The 25,341-nt window shown below is 57.1% G+C and carries 15 protein-coding genes, 3 rRNA genes and 1 pseudogene; 5 read left to right on the top strand and 14 right to left on the bottom strand.

The genetic code is table 11. The features are described 5' to 3' along the window. Positions 1–19: 19 nt before the first annotated feature. A complete protein-coding gene (locus CCHOA_RS10585; RefSeq protein ID WP_206425802.1) occupies positions 20–172 on the bottom strand; it encodes a hypothetical protein in 153 nt (50 codons plus the stop codon). Then, positions 173–1,021: a class E sortase gene (locus CCHOA_RS00350; protein ID WP_123925647.1), complete on the bottom strand. Its 849-nt coding sequence runs from the start codon at positions 1,019–1,021 to the stop codon at positions 173–175. It abuts the gene before it with no gap. 243 nt (positions 1,022–1,264) lie between these two features. Between CCHOA_RS00350 and yidC the strand changes: the two genes are divergently transcribed. Then, positions 1,265–2,704, top strand: a complete 1,440-nt coding sequence (gene yidC / locus CCHOA_RS00345) for a membrane protein insertase YidC (RefSeq protein ID WP_164472324.1) — start codon at positions 1,265–1,267, stop codon at positions 2,702–2,704. 140 nt (positions 2,705–2,844) lie between these two features. On the opposite strand, the gene CCHOA_RS00340 is transcribed toward yidC, so the two are convergent. The 4 genes from CCHOA_RS00340 to CCHOA_RS00325 all read right to left on the bottom strand — a co-directional run bounded on the left by CCHOA_RS00340 (position 2,845) and on the right by CCHOA_RS00325 (position 6,297). Then, positions 2,845–3,480 carry a TetR/AcrR family transcriptional regulator gene (locus tag CCHOA_RS00340; protein ID WP_123930523.1) on the bottom strand — a complete coding sequence of 212 codons (636 nt, stop codon included), beginning with the start codon at positions 3,478–3,480 and terminating at the stop codon, positions 2,845–2,847. 442 nt (positions 3,481–3,922) lie between these two features. Further along, complete coding sequence (locus tag CCHOA_RS00335) at positions 3,923–4,180, bottom strand: GlsB/YeaQ/YmgE family stress response membrane protein (RefSeq protein WP_123925643.1); 258 nt, start codon at positions 4,178–4,180, stop codon at positions 3,923–3,925. Positions 4,181–4,628: 448 nt separating this feature from the next. Then, entirely contained in the window at positions 4,629–5,525 is an 897-nt protein-coding gene (locus CCHOA_RS00330; protein WP_123925641.1) for a universal stress protein, read from the bottom strand. A 583-nt stretch (positions 5,526–6,108) separates the two neighbouring features. Beyond that, on the bottom strand, positions 6,109–6,297 hold the full coding sequence (locus tag CCHOA_RS00325) for a hypothetical protein (RefSeq protein ID WP_123925639.1): 189 nt from the start codon (positions 6,295–6,297) through the stop codon (positions 6,109–6,111). Between CCHOA_RS00325 and CCHOA_RS00320 the strand changes: the two genes are divergently transcribed. From CCHOA_RS00320 to CCHOA_RS00310, 3 genes are all read left to right on the top strand, one after another. Next, positions 6,296–7,327, top strand: coding sequence for a pseudouridine synthase (locus CCHOA_RS00320; RefSeq protein ID WP_164472323.1), 1,032 nt, complete (start codon positions 6,296–6,298; stop codon positions 7,325–7,327). The genes CCHOA_RS00325 and CCHOA_RS00320 overlap by 2 nt on opposite strands. A gap of 280 nt (positions 7,328–7,607) precedes the next feature. Further along, entirely contained in the window at positions 7,608–8,315 is a 708-nt protein-coding gene (locus CCHOA_RS00315) for an ABC transporter ATP-binding protein (protein WP_245992146.1), read from the top strand. Next, positions 8,315–11,125, top strand: coding sequence for an ABC transporter permease (locus CCHOA_RS00310; RefSeq protein ID WP_123925633.1), 2,811 nt, complete (start codon positions 8,315–8,317; stop codon positions 11,123–11,125). Before CCHOA_RS00315 ends, CCHOA_RS00310 begins: the two co-directional genes overlap by 1 nt. A gap of 173 nt (positions 11,126–11,298) precedes the next feature. Here the strand turns inward: CCHOA_RS00310 and efeB are convergent, their stop codons facing one another. From efeB to CCHOA_RS00280, 6 genes are all read right to left on the bottom strand, one after another. Next, complete coding sequence (gene efeB, locus CCHOA_RS00305; protein ID WP_123925631.1) at positions 11,299–12,570, bottom strand: iron uptake transporter deferrochelatase/peroxidase subunit; 1,272 nt, start codon at positions 12,568–12,570, stop codon at positions 11,299–11,301. Then, complete coding sequence (efeO, locus tag CCHOA_RS00300; RefSeq protein ID WP_123925629.1) at positions 12,567–13,775, bottom strand: iron uptake system protein EfeO; 1,209 nt, start codon at positions 13,773–13,775, stop codon at positions 12,567–12,569. The genes efeB and efeO overlap by 4 nt, the downstream gene beginning before the upstream one ends. A 329-nt stretch (positions 13,776–14,104) precedes the next feature. Then, a 5S ribosomal RNA gene (rrf, locus tag CCHOA_RS00295) occupies positions 14,105–14,221 on the bottom strand. A gap of 207 nt (positions 14,222–14,428) precedes the next feature. Continuing rightward, positions 14,429–17,547 (bottom strand): 23S ribosomal RNA (locus tag CCHOA_RS00290). Between the two features lie 450 nt (positions 17,548–17,997). Next, positions 17,998–19,520 (bottom strand): 16S ribosomal RNA (locus tag CCHOA_RS00285). The 16S, 23S and 5S rRNA genes sit together here, the layout of an rRNA operon. 863 nt (positions 19,521–20,383) lie before the next feature. Then, complete coding sequence (locus CCHOA_RS00280; RefSeq protein ID WP_123925627.1) at positions 20,384–21,004, bottom strand: hypothetical protein; 621 nt, start codon at positions 21,002–21,004, stop codon at positions 20,384–20,386. 311 nt (positions 21,005–21,315) lie between these two features. On the opposite strand from CCHOA_RS00280, the pseudogene CCHOA_RS00275 reads away from it, so the two are divergent. Beyond that, a pseudogene (locus tag CCHOA_RS00275) lies at positions 21,316–21,885 on the top strand (NYN domain-containing protein); the annotation flags it as partial. 1,893 nt (positions 21,886–23,778) lie between these two features. Here CCHOA_RS00275 and CCHOA_RS00270 read toward each other — a convergent pair. Both CCHOA_RS00270 and trxA read right to left on the bottom strand, forming a co-directional pair. Further along, the gene (locus tag CCHOA_RS00270) at positions 23,779–24,483 is read right to left on the bottom strand and encodes a phosphatase PAP2 family protein (protein ID WP_123925625.1); all 705 of its coding nucleotides are present in this window, start codon (positions 24,481–24,483) and stop codon (positions 23,779–23,781) included. Positions 24,484–24,535: 52 nt separating this feature from the next. Then, positions 24,536–24,922 carry a thioredoxin gene (trxA, locus tag CCHOA_RS00265; RefSeq protein WP_123925623.1) on the bottom strand — a complete coding sequence of 129 codons (387 nt, stop codon included), beginning with the start codon at positions 24,920–24,922 and terminating at the stop codon, positions 24,536–24,538. Between the last annotated feature and the right edge of the window lie 419 nt (positions 24,923–25,341).

Below are 25,341 nucleotides of genomic sequence, written 5' to 3'. Positions count from 1 at the left end.
CAGCAGCCTTACAAACCGGCTACACAGCAACCTCGTTATAGGGCATCATCGACGACACCCATGGAAACACCACTTCCATAAGCAGAAAAAACACTGCAACCGCAATAATCAAGGTAATAATCAGTTTCACCGGCCATTGACCAGGCAACTTCGACCACATCCAGGAATACATCTACTTTGCCTCCATTTCGGCGGGCCGCTGCCCAGGCACCTTCGGTTCAGTGCGGGTCAGCATCGCGTGAATGATCATGCGTTCTTTATTGGAAAACTGTGGATGACAGGTAGTCATCGTCAACAAGGATTCATCATCCTCAGCGGGGGCTTGCTCCACATTCGGCACCGCATAGGTCACCCCAAAATTACCGGGCGTCGTAATATAGCGGCCGTCAAGATCCTGATATTTCCCGGCGGTCACTTCCTCCACCTGATGCTCATTCAAACAGGCCGCCGCTTCCTCGGCACGCGGTTTACCATCCGCGCTTACCGGCAACACTTTATAAATCTCCCAGTCGGTTCGTGTCTCCACCACCACAGTGTCACAAGCCTGCAGATTACCAAGATCGTTAAACGGCGCACCCTTGCCAACCCGGTGCCCGGCAATCGCAAAATTTCCCGCCTCACCCGGCATTTGGCTGGTCACATAGCGGCCGGGTCCTTTCAGAAGATCCGCATCTTCAGTGCCTTCAACAATCGCGAACTGCCAGTCGGCACCAAACTTCGGAATATACATGCGGGCAAACGCTTCACCCAGCTCCGGGGCATGAAATTGGCGACGATTCACCAGATCATCCCCGCCCGGATTAGTGTTTGTCCCCTCATCCCACAAATCTGTGAGCTGTGCCTCCACCTCAGCCTGGTTGCGGGCAGCCTGCAGATTCGTCCAATAGGCTTCATAAAACCCGAACAGCAGCATCACTGCCCCAACAGTCACGAGAATCTCCCCTAAGATCTCGATCACGCTCGGCTTACGGCGACGCTGCGCTGGCCGGGGTTCAGCAGCGATGGGGGTGTTGTCTTCCATAGGCGCTCATTGTAGCGATTCTCCCGCAAATAAATAATGGACCCGTATCAACGACCCCGTACATGGGCGACACAGTGATCTCTATCAGCGGTGCAATCATTGCCCATAAGCAAGCCCCCGGCAGCAGGCTTCGATACCATTGCCGAAGGTTCCACGTTTTACACTGCTAACAGTGAAAATCCTGGCACCGGCCAAACAGCGGTGTCGATGATCGTTACCGCATGGAAAGAAAGGAACACCGTCATGATCTGGGATGCTGTGATCTATCCGGTTTCCGGGATCATGAAATTGGTATTCCTCGGGCTGCATCATGGATTAGGACTTGACGAGTCCCATGCGTGGATCGGCTCCATTTTCGGGCTGATTTTGGTTGTTCGTGGATTCATTGCCCCACTTGCCTACATGCAGTACAAAAACAACCGGATCATGACGAATCTGCGCCCCCGGCTGCATGAGCTCAGTCAGGCAAACCGGATGAGTTTCGATCCGACAGCCGATAAACAGGTCAGTGACGCCCGCAAAGCACTCTACAAAGAGCATCACTATTCGATGGCGAAAGGCTGCTGGCCAGCATTAATTCAAATGCCTGTGTTTCTCGGCCTGTACCGGCTGTTGCTGCTGATGGCGCGGCCAGCAGACGGCCTTGAGGCTGCCCATCATGCACCTATTGGGATGCTCACCAGCGAAGATGTCTCAGGGTTTATTCAAGCCCGAGTGCATGAGGTGCCGACAGTTGCCTATATCGCAATGTCTCAAGAGCAGCTGGACTATCTGCAAACCAGCTATGACGATGTGCACGGGCTGCTGTTGCCGCTGTTTATCTTGGCGGCCACCTTCACCACTATCAACATGGCCTATTCGGTGTGGCGTAACCGGATCACTCTCGACCATGATTCGAACGTTTCGGTGTGGTCGTATCGGATTCTTATACTCTTTGTGCCGCTGGTGCCAGTGTTCACATTAAATTTCGGGTTGCACGGTCCTGCCCCAGCAGCGATTGCCCTGTACTGGTTTGCCAACAATCTGTGGACGATGACCCAGTTTATTGTGCTGAATAAATATCTCGACCGGATTATGCCGTTTACCGACGAGTTTGTGCACTTCCGTGAGGAACGCAAACACGAGGTGCGGCGGCGAACAACACTGCGGAAACAGTTTGCTCGCCGGCGGCGGCTGCGGCGCCTGCAACAGCTGGTGATGCCGTGGAAGATCCGGGAGATTCAGCACCGAATCCTCACCGACCGGGATGCCACCATGACAGCGATTGATCCGGATCTGGTGCGGGTGACAAAGATTCGGGCGCGGCGCCGTGAACTCACGAAAGAGCTGCAGAAGCAGAAAAACAAGTTGGCGCACCTGCAGAAACAGGCCAAACGCGAACAGCAAGAGTGGCCGCCGCAGGAGCTCGTCGAACGCGGTTTAGTGTTAGCAAATGGGGAGCTCAACGAGGAACGTTTCATTCCTGACGAAGAGGATGTCGCCTTTGAGTTGGCGAAAATTGATGCGGCACTCGCCGGCGAGCCGGTTCCTGCTGATCCCCGGCGCGCCGCTGGCGACGAAGATGCAGCGACAGCAGCAGCGGATGAGCCACAGCTGCGTGAAGCTGCCGAGCCGTCGCTCGAATTCGAGTGGATCGACAGCTATCCGGTGTATCCGTCTTCTGGCCATAGTTCCCGCGACTAGCAGGCGCAGGCTGGTTGGGGTGCCTGAAGCTGACAGTGTTTATCGGCTGTGGGACGGCGTCACCACGGGTGCTTGGCGGGTGCATGGGTGACTTGTGGGCAGCTGCTGCTTGCCGCTGCCCTGCTAACGGCTACCCGGATCTAGATGCAATAGTCTGCTGGTGGCGCGCCGAGGAGGCTTTTTGCGAGTTCTTTCGCGATTTCCAGCGGCATTGTTGAGCGTTCGATACGACAACCGGCGTAGCCACCGTCAAGCAGGACAAGTAGTTGGCGTGCCTGGGTCAGCCCCGGATAGCCGTTGAGTTCGGTGAGCAGGGTGGTGAGGGTGTCAAGCAGCCAGCGCCGATGTTCGCGTACCGCTTCGACAATGCCCCGTTCGGAGTCGGTGTCTGGTTTGGGGTATTCGTTGGCGGCGTTGTGAAAGTGGGAGCCGCGATATTCGCTTTCCGGCTGGTCGGCGATTGCCTGGTCGAACATGGCTAATATTTTCGACTTGGGGTCGGAAAGGTCGCTGATCCGTTCAGCGTAGCGAGTTCGCCAGCTTTCATCTAACGCCCGCACATAGGCGATGACGAGGGCATCCTTCGAGCCGTAGAGGGAATACAGGGAGGCTTTGGCCACATCTGCTTCGCGAAGGATCCGGTCGATGCCGATGACGCGAATGCCTTCGGTGGTGAATAAATGTGTAGCCGATGCGAGCAACCGCTCCCGGGAGGACGGCCGTTGCCGGCGACGGGATCCTTTCGCCCGTGATGAGGACGTTGACGCAGCGGCGATGACACACACTCCTTATAGATAGTCACGGGGCAACGATTGATTGTGCTGGGCAGCAGAATCCGTGTGCTGCCTGCCCTTGTTCGGTGACACTGCCGGTGAACATGGGGGCAGTGTGGGGGTTATAGGTGGCGCCGCAGGTCACTGCACCGCGCTGGTGCTGCTGTTGCGGCGCACTCGATGCTTCTTATCGTAGCCCAATACAGACCAATCGGTCTATGTTGGGGTATGGCGGGTGGTGGTTGATGCCAACAACCGGGGTATGAGCCATGCGAAAACCCCACGCACACCGGGTGTTGCACAGTGCTTGCCGCTGATGCGTATCGGGTTTCCAGCGGAGTGAAAACAGTGCACGCGGCAGGCTGCTACCGGGTTCGTGGGGTTGATGATATTCGCTTATGTGGTGTGCGGTGACCGGGGCTATCCTGTCACCACACAACCGTCGCTACTTGCGGACTGCTTTCACGATCGCCAACAGGATCACTGCACCAAGCAGGCAGGTGAGGAAGCTGAAGATCAGTCCACCACCTTCGACGTTGACATTGAAGAACTTCAGGATAATGCCGCCGATAAGACCGCCGATCACACCAACGACGATGTTCAAACCGATTCCCTGCTGGGCGTCAGTTCCCTGGATCTTTGAGGCAATCCAGCCTGCCAGACCACCGATGATAATCCAGCCAATGATGCCGAGTCCCAACATATTTCATCACGCCCTTTGCGTTGTTGTTCGTTCTTTCCAGCAGTGGCGGCGGCGTCGCACCCGATTGTTGGACGGGAGTGCCGCTGTGCCTCTGCTGTCACAATGCTGAAGTCGTTGAAGTGTTGATGACTTCAGGTGGGAATAGATAATCGAACGAACCGACCTCATTGTCAAATAGCGGCCGGTTCGTCCTGCACATTCCACAACCCCGTGTTCTTTGTTTCTGCTGGTCAGGCGATTACAGTACCGTCGCCACCAACTGGAATGTGTATCTAAGGACAACTGTAGTCTTGCGGAAACAGCTGGTGAAGCGGTTTCCGGTAACTCTTTGGGCTCAATTCGGTTACTAACGACAATGATTCTCTGACATGGTGGTGTAGCACCTTTGCGGCGCGAGCTGCAGCCGGCTCGTGCTGGCTGCTGGATCGGTGAGCAAAATAGGTGACTTCTACACTTGACTGTCGTGACGAACCACCATCAGGGGGCAGGGCGCCGACTGCAGCAATGCCCGCGATGTTGATCCCAGCAACATGCCGGTAAACCCGCCGCGGCCATGGGAACCAACGACGAGCAGCTGTGCCTGCTGCGCGGCGTCGCTTAACGCCCGCACTGGACGATCCCGGGTGATGATTCGCTCCACAGGCACGGTCGGATATTGCTGTTCAAAGGGTGCGAGTCGTTCCCCAAGCAGGGCGAGCTGTTCTTGTTCCACCAGATGCCACTGTTCACCAGCCCCGGAAAGCCCTGCGATGGAGGCCTGTACTTGCATATCCATCCAGGTGTGCACCGCAATTACCCCGCAGCCGCGAGCTTTCGCTTCGGCGAACGCGAACGCGGTTGCTTTTTCTGAGACGTCACTGCCGTCAACCCCTACAACAACCGGACCATATTTGGTTGCTTCCCCCAGTGGATTATCTTCCCGCACCACAACAACGGGACAGTGCGCATGGGAGACGACCGCCGCCGAGACTGAACCCATCACCATGCCAGTCAGTCCACCGAGTCCACGCGACCCCATTACGATCATGGCGACATCTTTGCTCATCTCTAACAGCATGTCGATCGGGGAACCTTCAGCGACGGTGTGTCCTATTTTGATTTCGGGTGCAACCTCTTGGGCGACAGCCCGCGCCTGGGCAATATGCTCCATGGTTTCGGTTTGCAGCTCGTCGAAGAGTTCCTGGGGTGGCACCATCCCTTCGGCATACAAAAACTGGGGCATGGTGTAGCTGGCGGCAAGTCGCAGCACATCGCCACGTTTCGCGGCAGCGTTGGCCGCCCACCGGACTGCTGCTGTCGCCGCCTGAGAGCCGTCAACAGCGCAAACAATGGTCGCGTTAGCCATGGTCATTCTCCTTGTTGGCAGTAGCATCGCTCAACCTGACTCATCCTTGCAGGAACACCATCCTCTGGCAGATCACTGCTGTGGCAGCCACCCCTGCAGCAACTACCTGGTGTTGCTGCGGCACGATAGGCCGAGGCGCGACTACTTTGTGAGTGTTGAACGAACCCACCCGTGCCTTACGGATGGATGGGGAACACGCGTACCCTCACTGTTTAATCTAGCGGGCATCACTGCCCCGGGCAGGTGTTTGCACCAGCATTTTCTTGATCCCAAAAGGGTGCACGATCCGCTCCTGGTCATCGGCGGCCGTCGTGAAACAGCGGGATCATGGCCGGCTTTCTTGCGCACCCGTGAACCATCATCACCCAGGAAAAACCACCATTGCAAAACCAGCACTGCCCGGGTGGCGGGAAACCTGCAAGCGGCACAGGCTTCACTGGCGGGAAGTGTGGTTAGCGGCAATGGTGGTGGGCATTATTGTTGACATGAGCCTGCTGGCGATCCTGGATGATCCGTTGAATCGCTGCTGCCTGTGCCATACTCTAACGATGCTGCTTCGGCTCGTCGCGAAGCCGCACTATGACTATTTATCTGCTGGTGGAACGCTGGAAGCGTCGTGAGCAAGAGCATCGGTTGGGATTTCAACATGTGCCGCATCCGCATTCGATGGATAAGCCAACTGGTAGAACACTTCGGCAATCAGTGCAATGATGCGGCCGATACCGTCTTGGAAGAATGCTGTTAAAGGGGCGATAATCGCGGAGATGTCCATGCGTGAAACTGTAATACACCCCACCCGGGCAGGTAAACGACGCCGCAAAGCAGCGATTCCGCTACCTATTAAACGTGGCCTCAACCCGTCGCGGGTGCGAGTCCCCGCAGAGGCGCAAGGGCTAACCGCTGAGGAGTATCTTAGGCTAGTGATCGCAGGGCAGCGGCTGCGGCACGACAGCGATGACGACACCGCCCTTCGTGCCCGTTTCACCGCCGGGGAAGTGGTGCGTCGCGACGGCAGCAAATTCACCCCTGACATGCCTGTCACCCCTGGTGAAGATGTGTTTTTCTATCGGATCCCAATCGATGACGATAGTGTGATACCGCCGTTGCCGGTACTGTTCGCCGACGAGTTGATCACCGTGTTCGCGAAACCACACGGTATTGTCACCGCCCCCAAAGGGTCATATATCACCCGTTCGTTGGTGGTGGCGGGAAGACGCACTACCGGCAACGATGATTTGGTGCCGATTCATCGGCTGGATCGTCTCACCGCGGGGATTGTGGTGTGTGTCAATCAGCCGGAATATCGTGGCGCCTACCAAAACCTGTTCCGGGATTGTGCGGTTGATAAACGCTATCAGGCGGTGGCTGCGTGCCCGGAGCCGGCGAAGCAGCTCCCAGCGGTTCCTTGGACTGTGGAAAATCGGCTGGTGAAAATTCATGGCGAAGTCCAAACAGAGGTGTGCGATGGGCCGGTCAATGCGGTCACCGAGATCGTTGCGGTCTCTGCCCTGTCCGCCACGCAGCGGCAGCATGCGGCAAACTTTTTGCCGTTACAAGCAGATACTGCTTACTTGGTGCTCGACTTGCATCCGTTGACGGGGAAAACTCATCAGCTGCGGCGGCATTGCAGCGACTTAGGATATCCGCTGGTTGGTGATCCGATTTATCCGGTAATTCACCGGGATCAGCTGCGGGCAGGTTCCCCGATCGGGGTGGGACTGGGATTGGCGTGCACGGCGATGACGTTTACCGATCCGGTGACTGGTGAGCGCCGCGAGTTTCACTACAACTGGCTGGAGTAGTATCGCTGCGGTTTTTCTTCTACCATGCCCGCTGAAAAAAGCGGTGGGTACCTGCTTGTGTTGCTCGCTGCGGGATGGGTGTAGCACCGGTAGCTCATGACCGGTGTTGCCCGGGTAGGGTGGAGTTTTCAACCCAGGGGCGCGCGTTGCTATCAGCGCCTGCCTGGTGATGTAGTTGTTTTTATCAAAGATCCAAGTTTCCCACCGTGGTATTCCACGGTTTTTACAGGTGAGGTGGCCAAACGTGCCGGTGGATGCAGCGAAGGTGGCAGCCCGCGCAGTGAACGCAACAAAGCAGTATGGTGCGGGCGCGGCAACGGTGACAGCGCTCAACGGGGTAAATGTCGAGTTTTACGCCGGCCAGTTCACCGCAATTATGGGACCGTCCGGGTCGGGGAAGTCAACGTTGATGCACTGTATGGCTGGGCTGGACAGTTTGACGAGCGGGCAGGCGTTGATCGGTGATGTTGATGTGGCTGCACTGTCTGATGCGGCATTGACCAGGCTGCGGCGTGACCGGTTGGGGTTTGTGTTTCAATCGTTTAACTTGGTGCCCACGCTTTCGGCGGCTGAGAATATTGTGCTGCCGTTGGCGTTGGCGGGGAAAACCCCGGATCCGCAATGGTATGACACGATTTGTCGCCGGCTGGGTATTGTGCAGCGGCTGGGTCACCGGCCGAGTGAATTGTCTGGTGGCCAGCAGCAGCGGGTGGCGGTGGCACGGGCGCTGATTGCCCGTCCGGCGATTGTGTTTGGCGATGAGCCGACCGGGAATTTGGATTCGAATGCGACCCGTGAGGTGCTCAATATTTTGCGGACTGCTGTCGATGAGCTGGGGCAAACGGTGGTGATTGTGACGCATGATCCGACGACTGCGGCATGGGCTGATCGGGTGGTGATGCTCAGCGACGGCAATATTGTGGGGGACATGGTTGATCCCACCCATGATTCGGTGGTGCAGGCTCTCACCCAGCTGGGGGTGCGCTAGTGGGGCGGCGGCGCGCAGTGTTGTTCCGCCGGGGCGACGACAGCTACGGGAATGGAACTGGGGTGGTGTCGCCGCCGCAGTGGCGCCATGGCCGGCGCGTGATGCGCACCATCGGATGGCGCAGTGTGTTGGCGCATCGGGTGCGGTTGTTGCTGACGTTGCTGTCGGTGGCGATCGGGACTGCGTTTATGACTGGTTCGGCAATGTTTACCGCCCAGTTGGAGGATTCGTTTTCAGCAATTGTGTCGTCACTGTTTGATGATGTCGATATTGCGGTCACTGGCGGCCCGGGGTCGTCTGGTTTGGATGCGGCGGCGGTGGCGGCGTTGCGGGATGATCCACGGATTGCGAAGGTGACGGTGACTGCTGATCCGTCGGCGGTGGTTGCTGCCCGGGTGGGCGGTGGTTTGCTGGATACTGGCGGCGCCCCGTCGCAGGCGGTGGCGATGACTGCCGCGGGGGATGCTTTAGGGGCGGGGCAGTTGACTGCCGGCCGGGTGCCGGCCGCAAGCGGCGAGGTGGCGGTCAACGAGACTGCCCTGCAGCGGAATTCGCTTGCTGTGGGGGACAAAATTGTGGTGATCGCCCCAAGTTTCACCGAGAATGTGACGATTGTGGGGGCGTTTGCGTCGCCGCGCGGTGCTGATACTGGCGGCTGGCTGGGGGTGGCGTTTGCCGAAGATGACTATGTTGCGCGGTTTGGTACGGACGGCAAAGTGCAGCTGGCATCGGTCACGCTTGCCGGGTTGACTGGCAGCAATCAGCACCATGCCGCAACAGGCGCGGCTGATTGGTGGCCTTGGCCACCGGCGAAGCAGGACGAGGTGTCACAATCCGCAGCGGATGAGACAGCTTTCGTCGAGCGCGGCACCCCAGCGGCAGCTTCCCGTATCGCCGCCGTCGAGGCGACGATCAGCGAACAGTTTCCGCAGGCTGCAGTGTTAGAAGGGCGGGTGCTCAGCGAGCAGGCCACCGCCTCTTTGCAGCAAGGGTTAGCGTTTGTGCGCTATTTTCTGTGGGCATTCGCCGGTATTGCGCTGCTGGTCGCCATGTTTTTGATCAGTAACACGTTTGCCATGATTGTGGCGCAGCGCACGAAAGAATTTGCGCTGCTGCGCGCGGTGGGTGCTGCTTCCCGTCAGATCACCACTGCTGTCACCGTGGAGGCGACTGCCATCGGCGTGGTGGGTTCAGCGGTGGGGATTCTCGGCGGGATTGGTTTGGTGAAATTTGTGTCTTTCGGCATGGCCTATGTGGGGGTGGGTCTGCCCACTACCGGTTTGGTCGCTTCACCTGCGGCGATTATCACGCCGCTGCTGGTTGGCACAGTGTTGACGATGATTGCTGGTTTTGTTCCGGCGCGCCGCGCCGGCGCGATCCCACCGGTTGCGGCGATGAGTGCTGTCCATGTGGAACAGCCAGTAGCAGGTGTGTCGTGGCGATGGTTGAGTGGCCTGCTCGCGCTGAGCGCCGGCGCCACTATTCTGCTTGCCCCGGTGGCAGTGACGATCACCGCCACCGCCACCGCCCGGGCAGCCCTTGCCGGGGCGGGGGCTGCCCTGCTGATTGTTGGTTTATGGCTGGCCGGACCCGGGCTTGCCGCCCGCCCCACCACTGCTATTGCGCAGCTGTTTGCCCGGGGTTTAGGGGCGGCCGGGAAGTTGGCGGCGGCGAATGCGCGCCGCTATCCGAAACGGAATGCCTCCACCGCGTTCGCCCTCACCCTGGGACTGTTGATGGTTACCACTATTGGCATGTTTGGCGCGTCGATGAAAGCATCGCTAACTTCGATGATTGACACGACAGTGACCGCTGATCTGGTGGTGAAAGGCCCCACCGCCAGCCAGCTAACCATCCCCGCCCCCCTGGCAGCGCAGCTCGCTGACGACCCCGCACTCGGGGATGTTACTGTGCTTCGCACCGCCTATTTGACGGTTGCCGGCAGCCCGCGTGGAGTGCCGGGCGGCCGTCCCAAGTCGACGAATGTGGCTGCCGTCGACTTCACCCCCGGCGCCAGCGGCCTGGCGCTGCAACCAGTTGACGGAACCCTGGATTTGGTGCATAACGCCGGCATTATTATCGACGAACAGCTTGCCGAAGCCACCAACACCCACGTCGGTGACATGCTGCCTATCGGCGGGGAACGCGGCGATCAATATCCCGCCACAGTAGTCGGCATCTATGCGGTCAATACCGGCCTTGGGGAGGCGATCATCGCCGAGACCACCGCCCGGGCGATCGTCGGCGAGGATAATCTCGCTATCCAAAACCTGTTCATCACAGCGCCGCAATCCACCGCCGACAGTCGTGCCGCGGCCCGCCGCACCGTGCAGCAGGCCGCCGACGAATATCAGGTCGTGGAAGTACTCACCCGGGAGGAATTTGCCAGCCAATCCGAACGCAATGTCAACACCTTGCTGGCGGTGCTCTACGGGCTGCTCACCCTGGCAGTGATCACCGCAATCCTTGGCATCGTCAACACCTTAGGTTTGTCAGTGATTGAACGCCGCAGCGAATTGGGGATGCTGCGCATTGTTGGTGCCGGACGACGCCAAATCCGTACAATGATCTACACCGAGTCGGTGGTGATTGCCGTCTATGGGGCACTGGTGGGTCTCGCCGCTGGTTTGCTGATCGGCTACGGATTCCTTACCACTCTCAGCAGCGAAGGGATCACCACCATCGCCGTCGATACTCGACTGCTTGTTGGGATGCTGCCGGCAGCAATCCTTATCGGTATTGGGGCTGCTGCCCTGCCCGCCCGGGTGGCCGCCAACACAGATCTTCTTACCGCGATCGAAGCGGAATAGTTTTCACCCCGCACCGCACACAACAGCATCTCGAGCACAATACACAACAACCCGCAACAGCGAACCGGCGACCGGTGTGCTGTTGCGGGTTGTTCAACAGTTGCGACGGCAAAAACCATGGCAGACCCAAGACTGATTGTGCCTGGCGCGGCACACGGTCTGCTGTGGTTGCGCTAGGAGGCGGTGAACATCGCTTTGCCCCAATAGTCGCCGTCCCCGGACACACCCTTCGGGCAGGCAAAAATCGACGACGACTCGTAGCGCACATACTCGTTGAGTTTGTCACCCTTCGACAGGCGCCGCTGCACCGGGATGAAATCCCGCGACGGGGATGCCACAAATGCGACAAACATCAACCCGGCGGACATCTCCCCGAAGGAAGAAAGCCCATCAATATAGTTGTAGCCGCGTCGCAGCATCCGCGCCCCATTGTTTTCTTGCGGATTCGCCAACCGGGAATGTGACACTAAGGGAACCACCGGCTCCCCATCGACGGTTTCAGTAAGGGGCAGCTCGTCAAACTCATCTTCCCGACCCAGCGGTGCACCCGAGCCTTTATAGCGGCCGAATGTTTCCTCCTGGTCGTGCAGAATCTGCCGATCCCAGTTCTCGATGAGCATGCGGATTTTCCGCGTAATCATATAGCTGCCACCGTCGAACCACGCCGGCCCGTCTTGTACCCACACATGCTCGTTGACGAGCGCCTCATCCTCCACTTTCAGATTGTTGGTGCCGTCTTTAAACCCGAACAGGTTCCGTGGAGTTTCCTGTGCTGTCGACGTCGACGAGGTTCGCCCATAGCCCAGCTGTGTCCAGCGGGTGCGCACCACCCCGGAGCCGGCTTTTTTCAACACCCGGATAGCGTGAAATACCACCTGCGGGTCGTCGGCACAGGCCTGCAGCATAATGTCCCCGCCGCTGATTTCCTCAACTTTCTGATCCCCCGAGAAATGTGGGAGGTCAACAAGTTCTGCCGGTCGCTGCGCCGCCAGACCGAAGCGATCATCAAATAGTGATGGTCCAAACCCGATGGTGATTGTTAACCGGCTTGGGGGTAGATCGAACGCATCACCAGTGTCTGAAGGGACGACTACACCATCGACATCGACTGCGCCACCTTCTACTGCTTCTTTCCCTTCGGTCATGCGACGTGCCATCGACGTCCACACTTCCAACAGGGATCTCAGCTTTTCCCGGGAGTCGGTGACCACATCAAAAGCCATACATTGATAATGATCCTGCTGGGCGGTGGTAATACCAGCCTGATGTGCACCGTCGAAAGGCACCTGCGCATCGTTCGCGCCGACCCCAGCAGCCGACAAGGAACCATCACCAACACTATGGTTGGCTTTTTTGGTTGCCGCCGATGCTACTACCGCCCCGGCGGTCGCGCTGGCAACAGAAACACCAGCGCCGGCAAGAAATTGGCGACGGGAAACACTCACTTGTTCAAAACTTCCTGGATCTTCGATACAAGCTCGGTGAGTTCGGAAAGCTTGTGGGACAGTTCTTTGCGCTGCTCTTCGCTGACAGTTGCATAGTTGACGAAGCCGTCATTTTCCCGGTACTTCGACAGTTCTTCTTCCACTGCGCCGAAGGCGGCCATGAGTTCACCTGGGAGTTGGTGGTCATTGCGGGCGATAAGGTCTTGCAGGGACACTACCGCCTGCCGGGAACCGTCCAGGTTGGCTTTGAAGTCCCACAGGTCGGTGCCGGAGTAAATATCTTCTTCACCGGTGATCTTCGAGGTAGCGATCTCGTCGAGGAGTTCCTGTGCACCGGCTGCGATCTGGAATACGGTGAGATCAGTGGCGAATTTGGGATCTTCTACTGCTGCTTTGAGCTCTTCCACGTCAGCTACCAGCTGGGTGGCGGTGGCTTTCGTCTCATCGGTGATGGCACCGGTTTCGAAGAGATCTTTTTCAATCTTGTGGAATCCAGTGAATTCGTCCCCGGCTTCGAGGTCAGCTTCGCGGGCGTCGACGCGCGGATCAAGATCGTTTGGCAGCGCTTCCGCAACTGGTTCGATGCGTTCCCATGGTTGCCGGGTGGCGGCATAGACCGCTTTCGCCCCTTCCAGGTCACCGGCCTGGATCAGGGAGTTGAATTTATTTACCAGTCCGAGCTGTTCGGATACCTGACCGCGAACATAACCGACATAGCTGTCTACTGCTGCTTGCCGTTCCTCGTTGACGGAAGCATCCACGTCGGCGCCGACCACTTCGAACTCTGCCTCAGCCCCGCTCGGTTTACACCGCAGCGTGTAGGTGCCTGCTTCCCGGAATTCAACGGTGAGTTTGCCGAACTCTTTGTCGCCAACGTTGGCAACTTCGCCGAGGGTACGGCCGTCTTTGTCGAGCACATAGAGTTCAGCGGTTTCACCGGAATTGTTGGTGAAGTCGAATGCGACCACACCGGTGTGTGCTTCGTCGATCGATGAGGTACAGGTTTTGCCATCGGCGACAACAGTCACTGACTGATCAGCAGACTTCGAAGCAGACGAAGCAGCCGACGATACAGAGGAGGATACAGAAGACGATGCCGATGACGCGGTGGACTTTGCTGCTTCTGTGTCATCGGAGCCACAAGCGGCAACGAGCGAGGCAGTAAGCACGGCAACAGCGGCGAGCGATACAACGTTACGGTTCATAAGATCAGGATTACCCTTCAAGGTTTGTTATCAACGATCCATGCCGCGACGATACCTGCGGCATGAAATACCAAAGGATATCCTAACAAAACCCCAGACTTAAGTAATGCTAACCGACTGTGATAAACAACCTATTTAATGGGTGTTCACCCCAGCATCCCGACAATCTCCCCCTACAGATAGACCCCGCAAAAACCTGTACCACCCGCTGCACTTGTACCCCTTCAAACCCCCACACACAGCACCCCACACACCACACATAAAAAAGAAAGGAGTGTGTATGCTGTCTGCTTTCCAGCAAACAACACACACACCCCTTCTACGAAACAAGTCGGCAGTGTCTTACTCTCCCACACACTCCCGTGTGCAGTACCATCAGCGCAGGTAGGCTTAGCTTCCGGGATCGGAACGGGACCGGGCGTTTCCCCACCGCTATCGCCACCGACAAACTCTATTATAAACACCATTATCAGCCATCAAACCAACCCAATAGGCTGGCTCGACCGTGCTGTGTGTGACACCGCACAGTGGACGTAGAACACTCATCAACCCAAAACCTTGGGATGTTTTTTACGGCTGTTGATCATCAACCCTCGCAACACCCTAACCCGGCCATCACCATCAACAGTGAAACAACACCGGAAAAGGGTGGTTGTGTTTGGTATCGGTGAATTAGTACCAGTCATCTCAACACCTCACAGCGCTTACAACCCTGGCCTATCAACCCGGTCATCTCCCGGACACCTCAAACGAAACGTTATCTCGAAACAGGCTTCCCGCTTAGATGCTTTCAGCGGTTATCCCTCCCGTACGTAGCCAACCAGCAATGCTCCTGGCGAAACAACTGGCACACCAGAGGTACGTCCGTCCCGGTCCTCTCGTACTAGGGACAGCCTTCCTCACGTTTCAACGCGCGCGGCGGATAGAGACCGAACTGTCTCACGACGTTCTAAACCCAGCTCGCGTGCCGCTTTAATGGGCGAACAGCCCAACCCTTGGGACCTACTCCAGCCCCAGGATGCGACGAGCCGACATCGAGGTGCCAAACCATCCCGTCGATATGGACTCTTGGGGAAGATCAGCCTGTTATCCCCGGGGTACCTTTTATCCGTTGAGCGACACCGCTTCCACAAGCCGGTGCCGGATCACTAGTCCCTACTTTCGTACCTGCTCGACCTGTCAGTCTCACAGTCAAGCTCCCTTGTGCACTTACACTCACCACCTGATTACAGACCAGGCTGAGGAAACCTTTGGGCGCCTCCGTTACTCTTTAGGAGGCAACCGCCCCAGTTAAACTACCCACCAGGCACTGTCCCTGACCCGGATCACGGGCCGAAGTTAGATACCCACTACGATCAGAGTGGTATTTCACATTACGACTCCCACACAACTAGCGTCATGCGATCAACATCTCCCACCTATCCTACACAAACCGTAGCAAGCACCAATACCAAGCTATAGTAAAGGTCCCGGGGTCTTTTCGTCCTGCCGCGCGTAACGAGCATCTTTACTCGTACTGCAATTTCGCCGAGTCTGTGGTTGAGACAGCAGGGAAGTCGTTACGCCATTCGTGCAGGTCGGAACTTACCCGACAAGGAATTTCGCTACCTTAGGATGGTTATAGTTACCACCGCCGTTTACTGGGGCTTAAATTCTCCGCTTCGACCCAAACAGATCTAACAGGTCCTCTTAACCTTCCAGCACCGGGCAGGCGTCAGTCCGTATACATCGACTTATCGTCTTCGCACGGACCTGTGTTTTTAGTAAACAGTCGCTTCCCTCTATTCTCTGCGGCCACCACACGCAACCACCACGCAAGGCAGTGGCACCCGTAGCGGCCCCCCTTCTCCCGAAGTTACGGGGGCATTTTGCCGAGTTCCTTAACCACAGTTCTCTCGATCGCCTTAGTATCTTCTACCTGATCACCTGTGTCGGTTTGGGGTACGGGCCATGCATACACTCGCTAGAGGCTTTTCTCGACAGCACAGGCACACCGACTCCCCCACAACATGTGGGTCTGCATCACGCCTCACCCATATAATGTGGAACGGATTTCCCTATCCCACGGGCTGCACGCTTACACCAACACTTCCAACCGTTGGCTCGGCTACCACTCTGCGTCACCCCATCACTTGGCTACCAACAACTCAGGTCCTACGCGAACACACCACAACCACCAGCCTAAAAAGACTGACGTGAAGGATGCGACGGGCAGTTAGTATCATCGCGTCACCACTTTTCGCATACACACGGGTACGGGAATATCAACCCGTTATCCATCGACTACGCCTGTCGGCCTCGCCTTAGGTCCCGACTCACCCTGGGAAGATTAAAGCTTCACCCAGGAACCCTTGATCATCCGGCGGACGGGTTTTCCACCCGTCATTCGCTACTCATGCCTGCATTCTCACTCGTATACACTCCACCACACGGTCACCCGGCAGCTTCAACGCAGCATACGACGCTCCCCTACCCAACAACACCCTACATAAGATGCTGCTGCCGCGGTTTCGGCGGTGTGCTTGAGCCCCACTACATTGTCGGCGCGGAACCACTCGACCAGTGAGCTATTACGCACTCTTTCAAGGATGGCTGCTTCTAAGCCAACCTCCTGGCTGTCTGGGCGATCCCACATCCTTTTCCACTTAGCACACTCTTAGGGGCCTTAACCGGCGATCTGGGCTGTTTCCCTCTCGACTACGAAGCTTATCCCCCGCAGTCTCACTACTACACGAACCGTTTCACCGGCATTCGGAGTTTAGCTGATGTCGCTAAGATGATAGTCCCGCTAAACCAACCAGTAGCTCTACCTCCGGCAAACACGCGTAGCGCTGCACCTAAATGCATTTCGGGGAGAACCAGCTATCACGAAGTTTGATTGGCCTTTCACCCCTACCCACAACTCATCCCCTCAGTTTTCAACCTAAGTGGGTTCGCGCCTCCACAGCGTCTTACCGCTGCTTCACACTGGCCATGGGTAGATCACTCCGCTTCGGGTCCAGGACATGCCACTACAACACACTCGTTAGTATTCGCTTTCGCTACGACTACCCCACAAACCGGGTTAACCTCGCGACATGCCGCTGACTCGCAGGCTCATTCTTCAAAAGGCACGCCATCACCCCAAAAGGGCTCTGACGGATTGTAGACACACGGTTTCAGGTACTCTTTCACTCCCCTCCCGGGGTACTTTTCACCATTCCCTCACGGTACTCAATCCGCTATCGGTCACACTGAGTATTCAGGCTTACCGGGTGGTCCCGGCAGATTCACAGCAGATTCCACGAGCCCGCTGCTACTCGGGGACAAATAACCATCCATCAGGCAACTGCTTTCATGTACGGGACTCTCACCCTCTACGGCAGGCGTTTCCACACCACTTCCACTAACAGCACCAACAACAGACCCGTCACCGGCAGATAACAGACGTTATAAACCCCACAACCCCGGATCATGCAACCCCTGCCGGGTATCACACACAATCACGGTTTAGCCAAAAATCCACGTTCGCTCGCCACTACTAGCGGAATCACTCTTGTTTTCTTCTCCTACGGGTACTGAGATGTTTCACTTCCCCGCGTTACCTCCACACAACCTATACACAAGTCTTCAGTTGCAGGTGACCACACATAACCATGGCCGGGTTTCCCCATTCGGACATCCTCGGATCAACGCTCGGTTGACAACTCCCCGAGGCTTAACGCAGCCTCCCACGTCCTTCATCGGCTCAGCATGCCAAGGCATCCACCGTGTGCCCTAAAAAACCAGAACACAAACAAACAAGAATCAACAATCACTACCAGCACCCACACCACACCACCAACAAACACAGCAGCGGTCTGGCTCAAAGGCACTGATAGACGCAAAAAATAAAGATGCTCTACGTCCACTATACAGTTCACACACAACACACACACTCACCCACACCACAACACACACCAGCCACCAAGACCAGCATCCTGTTGCAGCATGTATAAGCATGCCAACAATGCCACGGGCATAACACCCGAGACACCCAACAGCGCACCAACATACCCGATCAACCACAACACTGTTTACCACCACCGCAAACACGAGGTTTACAGCAGCACACCAGCATCATCAACCGCTTTCTTCAAGCCTCAACACAGTGACCATCACACCAACACCACAACCCAACATGACAGTTGCAGCGGTAGTCCACACCGATTCAAATAAACACAAAAAAATAAAAGCTCCTTAGAAAGGAGGTGATCCAGCCGCACCTTCCGGTACGGCTACCTTGTTACGACTTCGTCCCAATCGCCGATCCCACCTTCGACAGCTCCCCCCGCAAAAACGGTTAGGCCACTGGCTTCGGGTGTTACCAACTTTCATGACGTGACGGGCGGTGTGTACAAGGCCCGGGAACGTATTCACCGCAGCGTTGCTGATCTGCGATTACTAGCGACTCCGACTTCATGGGGTCGAGTTGCAGACCCCAATCCGAACTGAGGCCGGCTTTCAAAGCGATTCGCTTACCCTCACAGGCTCGCAGCGCGCTGTACCGACCATTGTAGCATGTGTGAAGCCCTGGACATAAGGGCATGATGATTTGACGTCATCCCCACCTTCCTCCGAGTTGACCCCGGCAGTCTCTCATGAGTCCCCACCATCACGTGCTGGCAACATAAGACAAGGGTTGCGCTCGTTGCGGGACTTAACCCAACATCTCACGACACGAGCTGACGACAACCATGCACCACCTGTACACGAACCACAAGGGAAACTACATCTCTGCAGCGATCTCGTGTATGTCAAGCCCAGGTAAGGTTCTTCGCGTTGCATCGAATTAATCCACATGCTCCGCCGCTTGTGCGGGCCCCCGTCAATTCCTTTGAGTTTTAGCCTTGCGGCCGTACTCCCCAGGCGGGGCGCTTAATGCGTTAGCTACGGCACAGAAGTCGTGGAAGACCCCCACACCTAGCGCCCACCGTTTACAGCATGGACTACCAGGGTATCTAATCCTGTTCGCTACCCATGCTTTCGCTCCTCAGCGTCAGTTACTGCCCAGAGACCTGCCTTCGCCATCGGTGTTCCTCCTGATATCTGCGCATTTCACCGCTACACCAGGAATTCCAGTCTCCCCTACAGCACTCAAGTTATGCCCGTATCGCCTGCACGCCCGGAGTTAAGCCCCGGAATTTCACAGACGACGCGACAAACCACCTACGAGCTCTTTACGCCCAGTAATTCCGGACAACGCTCGCACCCTACGTATTACCGCGGCTGCTGGCACGTAGTTAGCCGGTGCTTCTTATGCAGGTACCGTCACTTACGCTTCGTCCCTGCCGAAAGAGGTTTACAACCCGAAGGCCGTCATCCCTCACGCGGCGTCGCTGCATCAGGCTTGCGCCCATTGTGCAATATTCCCCACTGCTGCCTCCCGTAGGAGTCTGGGCCGTATCTCAGTCCCAATGTGGCCGTACACCCTCTCAGGCCGGCTACCCGTCGCCGCCTTGGTAGGCCATTACCCCACCAACAAGCTGATAGGCCGCAGGCTCATCCCACACCGAAAAAACTTTCCACTACCCACCTAGAAGGCAGTGAATATCCAGTATTAGACCCAGTTTCCCAGGCTTATCCCGGAGTGCGGGGCAGATCACCCACGTGTTACTCACCCGTTCGCCACTCGAGTACCCTGCAAGCAGGGCCTTTCCGTTCGACTTGCATGTGTTAAGCACGCCGCCAGCGTTCGTCCTGAGCCAGGATCAAACTCTCCATTAAAAAACCAAAACAATCAGCAAAACACTGAACCATCAAGGCACAAAGGCTGGAAAGCCTAAAACTAGCAAAAACAAACAACCAGCCACCACAACAACCCCAACCCGATCAACAAGCAGAGCTGCCATGGCAACAACAATTGTTGCAAAAAATAGAAAAAAATATAGATGAAAATCAACCATCACGCACCCACCCATACGCCACACACATAAACCATGCATGCAACACAGGCAGGATTCTGCAGCAGGTTCCCGACGAGGAAGGCCACACCACATCAAACATGACAATCAACCATAACCATGTTTCAACCAAACAACACTTTCATGCCATTGGATAAAAACAATCATCCAGCTAATCATCATTGCTCCCACGTGAACACTATGATCGTCCACCACGAACCAACAACAACACTCAGGGACTAGCAAATCCCCGGTCTACACCAGCATGATCATCACCAAAGCAAAGAAAGCATCCATGATCACACCAACAACCAACAGCTGTCCGGCACAACACCGAACACTAAGGCCACTGGCACTATAAAACATAGAAGTACATTGGCACACTATCGAGTTCTCACACATCATGCGCACGAAGCAACTTCACCAACCAACTCGTTGGATCATTGTCATCGGCTTGATTGTCAGGGCCGTTTTCCTATCGCCACACAATCAGAACTTGTTGTTCTGAGGGGCGCTGTCGGTCGCGCTGACTCAAATAAAGATACAGACGTAACCTAGCGTTCACAAATCGCCAGGTCAGGCCAGGTTTTTTGGAGACTTTTTCACACCTAGTTTGCATTGATTGAGCTTCCACGAGCGTTCTGCTTGCGCTGGGGTGTGCGAGCACTGTGCAAACGAGAGGACAAGTCACCCTTTTTGTGAGCCGTCTTTCTGTATAGAGTCCACTCCCGATTCGCGCTGGGCGATCTGATGCAGGTTTTCTGTGCCTGGCTTATTCCATCGGCAGGCGAGTGCCATGGTGATGCATAAGTACACGGCCGCCCCGGCGACGTGATAGATCGGTTCGCCTATCGGCATGCACAGTATTGCTATCGCGACAACATTTACGGCGTGCAATGTCCAACTGTGCCGAAGCGGGATCATGCTTGTGCCAATCATGAATGCATGGGCTGTGAGCGCTGCGAATAATCCGAGAGCGACTGCTTCGCTGACATCTAAATTCCAGCGGATGAAGTTTACGCAGGCCACCATTGCGCCAAGTATTGGATAGGCGAGCATGCCTTCCACAATGGGGTGTGCTGGTGGGGCAGGCAGTCGTGGTTGCTGTGCAGTGACGTCTGGTCGTTGCTGTCCATACTGCACATATCCGGTGCGATAGTTCGCCAGCACGACAAGCAGAAATTTATCCGCCAGCTGCCAGGGTTGCACGTACAGGTCGATGATAGTGACCAGGATTGTGGCAGCAATGAGGTTCCCTGGAATGGTGGCCATGAAACATGGCAGTCTGCTTCCTCGTTGTTCAGCCATATGCCCATGCTAGTCCTCCATATTCGACGTGTTCAGGCTCCCGGCGATGGCCTTATATTGTTGCGCTGTCGTGTGCAGCCTCCTGCCGGGTAGATTCCCGCCCTTTGGGAGAGCATCGTATGCGCGCGGTGAAGGCGGTAGCATGTCATAAGTACCTGCCTTGTTTCAGTTCCGCTGGCAGGTGGGCGCCATACGTGGGGCTTACCGCTTTGGCTGGTGACTGTTGCGCGGTGGGGCAGTACTTGCATTACTCATTAAATAAAGACTGCAACGTAACGCATTAATAATTTAGGAATGGACATAGTGAAGACATGCTGGAACGCACGCAAGTGTACGTGGACACCTCTTATTTACTCGCTAGCTTCTACAACTCGTGGGAAACCGGTGCCCGAGCACAATTAGAGATTGATCTGCCGGAGGTAGTCAATGTGTTAGGTGGCATGATCCAGCAGCAGCTGGGTCAGCCGATTCAACGACAGCTGTGGTACGACGGGATTCCCGACTCTGGCCCGCATCGCTATCAGCGGGCTTTACGCACCTGTGACGGGGTGCAACTTCGTACCGGTCAATTAATTGAGTGGGGTGATAGACGAACGCAGAAGGCGGTGGATACTCGGCTGGTTGCCGATATGGTGCTGGCCGGGGTGCGCGGCCAATGCAGTGACATTGTGCTGGTCTCAGGCGACGCGGACATGCTGCCCGGCGTGATTGAGGCTTCCGCCTGCGGCGTGCGGGTGCACTTGTACGGCTTTGGCTGGGATTCCATGTCGTCGGCACTGCGCCATGCGTGCGATTCGACCACAATTTTGGATCCGCGGGAAGATTTCGCGGAATGTATGCGTATTCAGGTGCTGGAAGGTCCCATTCAGCCGGTAGTGCGGACCCGCCCTGGGGATGCGGACGCGACAGATCCCACCACAGCGGTGACCGCTGATGGTGCCAGTGCTGATGGCGAGGCGGGGACGACTACCGCTGCGGTTGATCCCGCTGACGGTCACCATGTGGCGTCATCCGGGGAACAGACCGCATCTGAACCTGATGCTGTTGACGCAAACGATGCCGGTGACGCTGGGGTGCTGCCCGGTGAATCCCTCACTGATCCGGCAGCCGGATCAGCGGCACTATCTGATGGTGCCGCCTCAGGCAGTGACACCACCACCCCATCGGCAACACCATCCCCGGTGGATACCACCGCCCCAGCCTCCGCCGCTGAGGCAGCATCATCCGATCAGTCCCCGCAGATCACCACTGATTTGGGAGCTGACCCTAGCGCCGCCCCCAGTGACGATGATTCCGCTGGCGGGGATCTCCCTCATGCTGGAACCGGGGTTGCTGACAGTGACGCGCCCGCAGCATCCACTGCCGCAGACAACACCCAAACTGCTAGCAATCCGGTGCATCCTCCGGCTGAATCTTCCACAGCGAACGCGGCCACCGCAGCCACCAGCACCACCCCGCCGGCGCGAAAGAAACATGCCGACGATGAGATTGACTGGTCAGCCATTATTGACGATCACACCCAACTCACCGCGGAAAACGCCGCTACCAGCGACGATGATGACGATGCCGATGAGTTAGGCAGCGGCCGGCAAGGGTCTGACGGTGCAACCCTTGCGGCATCCGACACGGCCTACCCGGCCCCGCCGGCCATGCCAGCGGCACCTGCCGTCCCGCAACAACAGCCGCCGGCGGCGGCCGCCACCCCGGCTGATGTGCCTGCTAGCAGCACACCCACCCCGGGTGCCCACCCCGCACCAGCTACTCCCAGCGACTCTGCGGCAGGCAGTGCAACCCCAACCCCGGGAAGCATCCCCACCCCGGCGATGGTGGCGGCTCACTCCCATCCACCGATCGCCTACAGTTCAGTCACCCCAACCGGGGCACAACCCTCTGCCGCTACGGAAACCAGCCAGGACAATACGACTGCTCCCAGCAGCACACCCACCCCTGCAACGGTGGCGGCTGCCGCGCAGAACCCTAAACCGGACACCGCAACCAGCCCCCCACAAGACACCGACTCCGGGCAGGACACCACCCCACCGCCAGCACCAACCGCTGCGGAAAACACCAGCAGTAAACCCAGTGTGCCACTGCCCAGCATGATGGCACGACGGCGCCGCACCACCCGGCATTACATTCCGCTCGCCGACGAAGTGTGGGCCAATTCTGGGCAGCAAAACGCCGACGATGTTGGCCAACAATATGCCATCGCCTGGTATCACCATGTGGCAACAGCAGAACAGCTCGACATTGCACACACACTGTCTGGTGGTCCACTTCCCAACGAAATCGACGCACCACTGCTGCAATTCGGCTGCGATCGACTCGGGCAGCACACCCTCACCGAGAAACAGCGGGTCGACCTGCGCGACGGATTCCACCGCGGAATCCGGGCAGTATTTCTCAATCAGGCAAACCGACGGCGCTAACAACCCCACCCCTAGGAGGTAGTTCACCGCCTAAGGTGATCGGAAAACCCCGCAGCACCAAAACACAGCTCCCCACCAGCTGGACTCACACAATCACAGTCCAACTGGTGGGGAGCTATCTATATCGAAAACCACATCTTGGCCGGGCAAGCATTGCCGCCCGGCCAGCGAACTGCTTAACACCCCCAGTCCGCAGGCCAAGAGACCAAATAGAGTCGAGCAGACGACTATAGGCCACCGCCTGCACACCTTGCACGGCCAAACGCTGCAGCAGATACCACGGCTCACAGCACCACCCCATACACCCCAACGGGGCGATGCGCCTCGGCGGAAATATGCTTGCCGCTAGCGCAGCTGCCGGGCATGTTTACCCTTATCGGTCATCCACCTGCGCAGCCGGCTAGGCCAATGACTAACCATCACCCCGGTGCGTGGCAGCAACGGGCTGACCAGCAATGCGGTACCCAAACCAACCATCGCCCCCGCGGCAGTATCAGTAAACCAATGCACCCCCAAATAGAGGCGTGACGCCGGAATCCCAATGGCGATCACCGCCGCCGCAACCGCCACTACCGCCACCGGTTTCCACTTCGCCGACAGCATCACCCACACCACAATCACCGCAGACGATAACGCCACCGCGGCTGTCGAATGCCCCGAGGGGAACGAAAAATCAGTCTCCTCGACGAGATGCCACATCACCGCTGGACGGTTCCGCACAAACGCATGCTTCAACCCTTGGGTGATCGCGGTGGAAAGCACCATCACCGCAGCCATATAGGCAAACACCCGCCACTGTCGAAACCGTAGCGTCGCGGCAATCCCCACCAGCAGCGAAACAATCACCGCAGCTAGCGGGTTAAACAAACTGGTGAACAATTGCACGGTGGGGGTGCCCCAGGATCGCCGCGATTCGACGAACTCCTCCAGGACTTCCCCATCGCCGTCAACAATGACCTGCCAGTGCACAAGCAAACCAAGACACGTTGCCAGCACAATGAGCAGCACCCCGGTGAGCACCATCCACCGGGTCAAAATGGATAAACGCATAGCCGACAGTATGACAGCCAGATCCGACTCAAGGAAACTGCCGGCCAGCCTGCTAGAACCGCTGGGTTTTCTCCGGGGGATTCTGCTGGGCTTCAATCTGTTGACGCACCTGATCCATGTCCAGCGCCTGCGCCTGGGTCACCAGATCAGCAAGCTGCCGTTTATCCATCACACCGGAGGAACGATGCACCATGATCCCATCCCGGAACACCATCACCGTCGGAATGGAAGAAATATTCAAAGCTGCGGCGATTTCCTGATTCGACTCGGTGTCCAACTTACCGAACACCACATCAGTGAAGTCTTCGGAAACTTCTTCGAAAATCGGCCCGAAGCGACGGCACGGCCCGCACCACTCAGCCCAGCAGTCCACCAGCACAGTGCCACCGGCAAGCACGGTTTGTTCAAAGTTTTCTTTCGTCAATGCAATAGTTGCCATAACTTTCCCTTCACATTGTTGCTCATACCGCACCACATCCTGCTGAAGACAGCCAAGAAACCACAACAAGCAGGATGGGACGCAAACTTATGTTGCTTCACTAGCCGCTGCTGCAACCACAACCGTTGCAACAACCCCTGCCGCAGCAGACTTGTTGACGACAGCGCAGCAAAGCAGCGTTTCGCCTACCACAACACCACCGGAGAACAATTCATTCCCCAAAGCAGGAATAATGCCCACCAGCCCACCTCAAGCAAATGCCCACCAGCCCACCTCAAGCAAATGCCCACCAGCCCACCTCAAGCATCTGCAGCAAGCAGGCAATGCCGCTTTCACCGCCCGCTGCTGCTGCGACTATTCGATGCACCACTTCCCGGATGCAAGGTGCGCACAATGCCCGGCGCGCCACCATCCGGTCG

The sequence above is a fragment of the Corynebacterium choanae genome (genome assembly GCF_003813965.1).
GTDB classification, from domain to species: Bacteria; Actinomycetota; Actinomycetes; order Mycobacteriales; family Mycobacteriaceae; genus Corynebacterium; species Corynebacterium choanae.
Note: the sequence above shows the minus strand (reverse complement) of the source record. Positions and strands in the feature narration are given on the sequence as shown.